This is a genomic window from Streptomyces sp. NPDC055078 (assembly GCF_053607985.1).
The window spans coordinates 1-7,094 of the sequence record NZ_JBSGUP010000431.1; the positions used below are offsets into that span (position 1 = coordinate 1).

The following is a 7,094-nucleotide window of genomic DNA, read 5'->3' on the forward strand; positions in this document are numbered from 1 at the left end:
GCACAGCGGGGGGCACACGCACAAGCAGGGCCCGGGACGAATGTCCCGGACCCTGCCCGACGCCTGCCGACGGCTACGCGCTGATCGCGCGACTCCCCGTCAGTTGTCGTCCTCGTCGATCAGAAAGCCCCGCATCGGTGCCGGCGCCTGCTGCATCGGCTGCGGCGCCTGCGGCCTCACCGGTGCCATCGGCTGGGTCATCGCCGGGGACATCTGCTGCTGGCCGCCGTAGGACGGGCCGCCTCCCATCGACTGACCCATCGAGGGGCCACCGCCCATGGACTGACCCATCGAGCCCATCGCGGGGCTCCCGCCCATGGAGTGGCTCATCGCACCCGCGCCGGCCGAAGCCATCGACGGGGCCGGCGGCAGCGAGGCCGCCGACGGGGTACGCGGCGGGGCCAGCGAGTCATCGGCCTGGGTCTCCAGCTGACGCAGCTGGCTCTCCAGATACGACTTCAGCCGGGTCCGGTACTCGCGCTCGAAGCCCCGCAGGTCCTCGACCTTGCGCTCCAGCGTGGCGCGGGCCGACTCCAGCGAGCCCATCGCGACGCGGTGCTTCTCCTGGGCGTCCCGCTCCAGCGCGTCCGCCTTGGCGCGGGCGTCCCGCTCCAGGCCCTCGGCGCGCGAACGCGCCTCGCCGACAATCTTGTTGGCCTCGGAACGGGCCTCCGCGATCGCCTGGTCCGCGGTCTGCTGCGCCAGCGAGAGGACCCGCGCGGCGCTGTCGCCACCGGGGGCCTGAGGGGGCTGCGGCATCTGCTGGGGGTGCCCCATGGGGCCGCCCTGCATCTGACCGGGGCCACCCTGCATGGGGCCGGGGCCCTGCATCTGGCCCGGACCGCCCTGCAACTGACCGGGACCGCCCTGCATCTGACCGGGGCCGCCCATCGGACCGCCCATGGGGCCGCCCTGCATCTGGCCGGGGCCCTGCATCTGGCCGTTGTGGTTCGGACCACCGTGGCTCGGACCGCCGTGGTTCGGACCGCCGTGGCTCGGACCGGCCGGCAGCTGCGGAGCGCCGCCCGGCAGTTGGGGCGGACCCATCTGCGGGGGCTGCTGCTGCTGGACCGGGGGTCCGGATATGGCGGCGGGCACCGGCGCTCCGGGCCCTCGCGCGTCCTGTGGCTCAGGCGGTTTGCGCATGCCTTGTTGCTGCTGATTCTGCGCCGCCGCTCGGGTCGCCGCGGCCAACTTGGCACGCAGGTCCTCGTTCTCGCGGAGCAGGCGGGTCAGCTCGGACTCGACCTCGTCGAGGAAGGCATCGACCTCGTCCTCGTCATAGCCTTCTCGGAGGCGGACGGTCGTGAACTGCTTGTTCCGCACGTCCTCGGGGGTCAGCGGCATCTCTTCTTCACCTCTACGTAGTCGTCGGCAGTCGGCAAGACCGTATCGTCCACAGTTCCTCCCTCACCCAGCGAATCCGCGCACGAGGGAGATCAGGATGTAGACGATGATCATCAGAACGAAGAAGGACAGGTCGAGTGCCACGCCCCCGAGACGCAACGGCGGGATGAACCGCCGAAGAAGCTTGAGCGGTGGATCGGTGACAGTGTAGGTCGCCTCAAGCACGACCACCATCGCCTTGCCGGGTTGCCATGAACGGGCGAACTGAAATACGTAGTCCATGACCAAACGGAAAATCAGCACCACCAGGAAGCACACCAGCGCGATGTAGACGACCCCTAGTGCTACGCCCATCCCGCGCTTCCCTCTCCCCTGTGCTCTCTTGGTCCGGCCGCGGCGGCCGGTCCGTCCCGGAGTCGTGTACTCAGCTCTGGTTGAAGAATCCGCCCTCTGCGATACGGGCCTTGTCCTCCGCCGTGACATCGACGTTAGCAGGCGACAACAGGAACACCTTCTGTGTCACCCGCTCAATGCTCCCATGCAAACCGAAGACAAGTCCCGCGGCAAAGTCGACAAGTCGCTTCGCATCGGTGTCGTCCATCTCGGTGAGATTCATGATCACCGGAGTGCCCTCACGGAAGTGTTCCCCGATGGTACGGGCTTCGTTGTACGTCCGCGGGTGCAACGTCGTGATGCGGTAAGGCTCCCGCTCGGACACAACCTTGGGCATGATCACCGGTGCGTTCTTCTCCAGGTTCGGACGTTCAGGTGTGATGGACGCCACGGGTGCGATTCGCGCCGGTCGTCCGCTTTCGGCGGAAAGCGAAGCGGGGACAGGCATCGGTTCGCGCTGCGGCGGAGGCTGCACCGCCCTTACCGGCTCCTCGCGTTCGACTTGATGCGAGGGTTGGTGCCGCCGGTGCTCCCGCTCGGGTTCCGGCTCGGGTTCGAAGTCGTCGTCGGGATCAAAACCCCTGCCGTCGTACCCATCGTCCTCCACGAGGCCGAGGTAGACCGCCATCTTGCGCATCGCGCCGGCCATTCTCTGAGTCCTCCGCTCTGTGGTGGATCGCCCTAGTCACGAAACTCGCAGTGTCACCAAGTGCCCGCGATCCACTGGGTCTGCCCGCTTTACTGCGGGAATGACCATATTTTCTGCTGTGGTCCGACTTGCTTGGCGACGTTACCCGAGCCGGGGACGGACTCCGAGTACCGCAGTGCCGACGCGTACATGTGTCGCTCCGGCCGCCACGGCCACTTCCAGGTCCGCACTCATCCCTGCTGACACCATGTTCGCAGCAGGATGCCCGGCGCGCAGGCGTGATGAGAATTCCATCAGCCGCTCGAACGCCGCCTTTTCCCGGCCCGCGTACGGTCCGGCGAGCGGCGCGACGGTCATCAGTCCGCCGAGCCGCAGTCCCGGCGCCGCGTCCACCGCGGCTGCCAACTCCTCGATTCCGTCCGGCGCGACGCCGCCCCGGTCACCGCGCCCGCCCGCGTCCGCGTCCAGGGCGACCTGAATCAGACAACCGATCTCCCGCCCGGTCCGGACCGCGGCAGCGGAGAGCGCTGTGACAAGTCTGACTCGGTCGACCGACTGCACCACATCGGCATAACTCGCCACGGAACGGACCTTATTGGTCTGCAACTGGCCGACGAAATGCCAGTGGAGATCCAGGTCCGCGCACGCGGCGGCCTTGGGCGCGGCGTCCTGATCGCGATTCTCGGCCAAATGACGGACACCGAGTTCATGGAGGAGGCGTACATCACTCACCGGATAGGTCTTGGTGACCACGATGAGAGTCACCTCCTCCCGCTTGCGGCCCGCGGCGGCGCAGGCGGAGGAGATACGTTCCTCCACTTGCGCGAGTCCGGCCGCGAGTTCGGCTCGGCGGTGGGCTGTGCCGGGTTCGCCGGAACCACGGGGATCGCCGGGATCGCGGGGATCGCCGGAACCACGGGGTTCGCGGGGTTCGCCGGAAAATCTGGAATCGGTCATGCTGCCGTCTCTCCTGCCGGGGAGCCGTCGTCCGCCCCGGCGGAAAGCGGCGCCAGCCAGACATATCCGGCGAGCCGCCCGGTGGTGCGGTCGCGGCGGTACGAGTAGTGGTCGCTCGATTCCAGGGTGCAGAACCGGGATGCCTGCCGGTCGCGCACGCCGAGCGCTTCGAGCTGGGCGTGCACTCCGGCGGTCACATCGACGGCCGGTGTGCCCCAGCTTGTCTCGGACCAGGCGGCAGGCTCGGTTTCGGCCACCTCCGCCCGCATCCGCTCGGGTACTTCATAGCACCGTCCGCAGATGGCGGGCCCGGTGCGGGCGACGATCCGGTCCGGCTCCGCGCCGAGAGCGGTCATCGCCCCGACAGCCGCTGGCACGATCCCGGCGACCAGTCCCGGCCGTCCCGCGTGGGCCGCGGCGACCACACCCGCGGCCGGATCGGCGAGCAGTACGGGGGTGCAGTCCGCCGTCAGTACGGCGAGGGCGAGCCCGCGCCTGCCGGTGACCAGCGCGTCGACCGGGGGCACCGGGCCGTCCCCCCAGGGGCCGTTCACCGTGGCGACATCCTTGCCATGGACCTGGTTCATCCAGACCACACTGTCCGGATCGAGTCCCCGTTCCCGGGCGGCGATCGCCCGGTTGGCCACGACGGCCGCCGGGTCGTCACCGACCGCGCCGCCCAGATTCAGCTCTTCGTACGGAACGGCGCTCACCCCGCCCCACCTGTCGGTGAAGGCGAAATGCGCGCCGCTCACGTGTATCGCGTCGTGCCGCACGGTCACTTCAAGAAGTCCGGTACGTCCAGCTCTTCGGCCTGGGGGTCCCGGTAGGTGTGGGTGTCCGGGGTGTACGGCGCCGCCGGGGCCCGGTGGTCGCGGTGGTCGCTCGCCACCGGAGCGGGCTCGGGCTGCTTGGTCTCCTCGCGTCCCGTCACGGAACCCAGTCCGCCGGTCGGACGCGGAATCTCGTTCACCCGGGACTGCTGGGTGGACTGCTCGCCGCCGGACTGCTTGGTGGCACCCAGGGTGGGGCTGCGGGGGGCGGGCGGCTGACCGCCGTCGAACCCGGCCGCGATGACCGTGACCCGGACCTCGTCGCCGAGGGCGTCGTCGATGACCGCGCCGAAGATGATGTTCGCCTCGGGGTGAGCGGCCTCGCTGACCAGCTGCGCGGCCTCATTGATCTCGAAGAGGCCCAGGTCAGAGCCACCGGAGATGGAGAGCAGCACACCGCGGGCACCGTCGATGGAGGCTTCGAGCAGCGGCGAGGAGATCGCCATCTCGGCCGCGGCCACCGCGCGGTCGTCGCCGCGGGCCGAACCGATGCCCATGAGCGCCGACCCCGCCTCGGACATCACGGACTTGACATCGGCGAAGTCGAGGTTGATCAGACCGGGCGTGGTGATCAGGTCGGTGATGCCCTGGACACCCGAGAGCAGTACCTGGTCCGCGGACTTGAACGCGTCCAGGACGCTGACCTGGCGGTCCGAGATGGACAGCAGCCGGTCGTTCGGGATGACGATGAGGGTGTCGACCTCTTCGCGGAGTTCGGCAATGCCGTCCTCGGCCTGGTTCGCGCGCCGGCGGCCCTCGAAGGTGAACGGGCGGGTGACCACACCGATCGTCAGAGCGCCGAGCGAGCGGGCGATATTGGCCACGACGGGCGCGCCGCCGGTGCCGGTGCCGCCGCCCTCCCCCGCGGTGACGAAGACCATGTCGGCCCCCTTGAGGACCTCCTCGATCTCCTCACGGTGGTCTTCTGCCGCCTTGCGACCGACGGCCGGATTCGCTCCGGCCCCGAGGCCCCGGGTGAGTTCACGGCCGACGTCGAGCTTGACGTCGGCGTCGCTCATCAACAGTGCCTGCGCATCGGTGTTGATGGCGATGAACTCGACGCCCTTGAGACCGACCTCGATCATTCGGTTGATGGCATTGACACCACCGCCGCCGACACCGATGACCTTGATGACTGCGAGGTAGTTCTGCGGTGCTGCCACGTCGAAGGCCTCTCGCCTCGATTTACGTGTCGTCACTGTGCGCTCTCGCGCCGCGACGACGGATGCCGATGGGACGGTCCGAAACGCCGACCCAAACCCTAACGTTCAAGTTTAGGGTTACCAGTGTGACTGTTCGCTGGACTCTTCCGAACAGGACACTAAGTCGACAAGTGGCGCACGTTCAATGAACACGCCGAACCTCCCGTTTTTCTTTTCACCCTATGTGATCAGCCGTTGCGCTGACCAGTCAGGGTTCTGGCCAGTGCATTCGCGCGTCAACTCCCCGATGTGGCCGGGGCGGTGGGCGCGCTCACATCGAAACGGTCGGCCTTGGGCGCGGCCTTCATGAGGGCGGTGAGCGCACGAGCCTTCGCCTCGCCGTCCTCGGGACTGCCCCAGACCACCGTGCGACCCCGGGTCAACTCCATGGTGATGTAGTCGTATGAGCGCACCACAACAGTACGGGTGTCGGCCGCCACTTTTCCGGGGAGTTCGCTTCTGACCCGTACCGCTTCGGCGATGAGCCGGTCCGCCGGGAACCGGCGCGCGCTGGGCGACCGTACAACGGTCAATTCAAGCAGGGGAACAGCCCTGGGCGCCTTGTCGACCGTCGCGAACCGGACACCTTTCTTGTCGACTTCGACAAACCGGGCGTCCTTCCGGAGAACGAGGACGGGCTGACGCTCTGTCACCTCGATGGTGATCCCGGTCGGCCAGGACCGGCTCACCTCCACCGAGTCGATCCGGGGGAGGTTGGCTTTCAGCCGGGCTTCGATGCCGTCCGTGTCGACGGAGATCAGCGGTGATCCCATCGGGACCCTGGCCGTTTCCGTCACCTGTTCCGGGGTCAGCACATCGGTTCCGGTGGCCTTCACCCGTTCCACCCGCAGCCAGGAGGACCCGTACAGCGTCCAGATTCCGCCGGCGAGGAGCGCGGCGGCGGCGAGGGCGATCAGCAGGACCCGGACGGGGACGCGCCGCCGCCGGGAACCGGCGTCGCCCGGCGGGCCGCCGGACGCCCCCTCGGGCCGGCGCGGGGACTCGCGCGCACCTCGTTCGGCTGTGGTGGGTCCGGCCACGCTCCCGGTCTCCTTCCGGCTGGGGCTGCCTCGGAACCGGGGGGTCCCCGGTCCGCGCGGCCTCACGCCCTGTGGCGTGCCGCGATCGCCTCGTACACCATGCCGACCAGCAGTTCGTCGGCGTCCCTGCGGCCGAACTCGGCGGCTGCGCGGGACATCTCGTACAACCGGTGCGGATCGGCCAGTACCGGAAGGACATTGCCCTGGACCCACTGGGGGGTCAGTTCGGCGTCGTCGACGAGCAGTCCGCCGCCCGCCTTCACCACCGGCTGGGCGTTGAGCCGCTGTTCGCCGTTGCCGATCGGCAGCGGGACATAGGCGGCGGGGAGCCCGACGGCGGAGAGTTCGGCGACGGTCATCGCGCCCGCGCGGCAGAGCATCATGTCGGCCGCGGCGTAAGCGAGGTCCATCCGGTCCACGTACGGTACCGGGATGTAGGGCGGGATTCCGGGCATGTTGTTCACATACGGCATTTCATTCTTGGGGCCGACCGCGTGCAGCACCTGAATGCCGGCGCGCTGGAGCACCGGGACGGCCTGCTGGACGACCTCATTGAGACGGCGCGCGCCCTGGGAGCCGCCGGAGACCAGCAGGGTGGGCAGATCGGGGTCGAGCCCGAAGGCGGCCCGCGCCTCGGGGCGCACCCGGGCGCGGTCCAGGGTGGCGATGGAGT

General features: G+C 68.9%; 8 protein-coding genes. All 8 read right to left on the minus strand.

All coding sequences use genetic code 11. The features are described 5' to 3' along the window. Positions 1–99: 99 nt before the first annotated feature. Positions 100–1,347 (minus strand): DivIVA domain-containing protein, encoded by a 1,248-nt coding sequence (locus ACWF94_RS28380; RefSeq protein ID WP_453494475.1) that lies wholly within the window; start codon positions 1,345–1,347, stop codon positions 100–102. A 63-nt stretch (positions 1,348–1,410) separates the two neighbouring features. Continuing rightward, positions 1,411–1,701: a YggT family protein gene (locus tag ACWF94_RS28385; protein ID WP_453494478.1), complete on the minus strand. Its 291-nt coding sequence runs from the start codon at positions 1,699–1,701 to the stop codon at positions 1,411–1,413. 70 nt (positions 1,702–1,771) lie between these two features. Continuing rightward, on the minus strand, positions 1,772–2,389 hold the full coding sequence (locus ACWF94_RS28390; RefSeq protein WP_453494481.1) for a cell division protein SepF: 618 nt from the start codon (positions 2,387–2,389) through the stop codon (positions 1,772–1,774). 141 nt (positions 2,390–2,530) lie between these two features. Then, positions 2,531–3,208, minus strand: coding sequence for a YggS family pyridoxal phosphate-dependent enzyme (locus tag ACWF94_RS28395; RefSeq protein ID WP_453494496.1), 678 nt, complete (start codon positions 3,206–3,208; stop codon positions 2,531–2,533). 134 nt (positions 3,209–3,342) lie between these two features. Then, complete coding sequence (gene pgeF / locus ACWF94_RS28400) at positions 3,343–4,128, minus strand: peptidoglycan editing factor PgeF (protein ID WP_453494484.1); 786 nt, start codon at positions 4,126–4,128, stop codon at positions 3,343–3,345. Beyond that, positions 4,125–5,342, minus strand: a complete 1,218-nt coding sequence (gene ftsZ / locus ACWF94_RS28405; RefSeq protein WP_453494487.1) for a cell division protein FtsZ — start codon at positions 5,340–5,342, stop codon at positions 4,125–4,127. Before ftsZ ends, pgeF begins: the two co-directional genes overlap by 4 nt. A 275-nt stretch (positions 5,343–5,617) precedes the next feature. Continuing rightward, a complete protein-coding gene (locus ACWF94_RS28410; RefSeq protein ID WP_453494490.1) occupies positions 5,618–6,421 on the minus strand; it encodes a cell division protein FtsQ/DivIB in 804 nt (267 codons plus the stop codon). Between the two features lie 62 nt (positions 6,422–6,483). Further along, positions 6,484–7,094, minus strand: a 611-nt coding sequence (locus ACWF94_RS28415) for a UDP-N-acetylglucosamine--N-acetylmuramyl-(pentapeptide) pyrophosphoryl-undecaprenol N-acetylglucosamine transferase (protein ID WP_453494493.1), incomplete at its 5' end; no start/stop codon positions are given.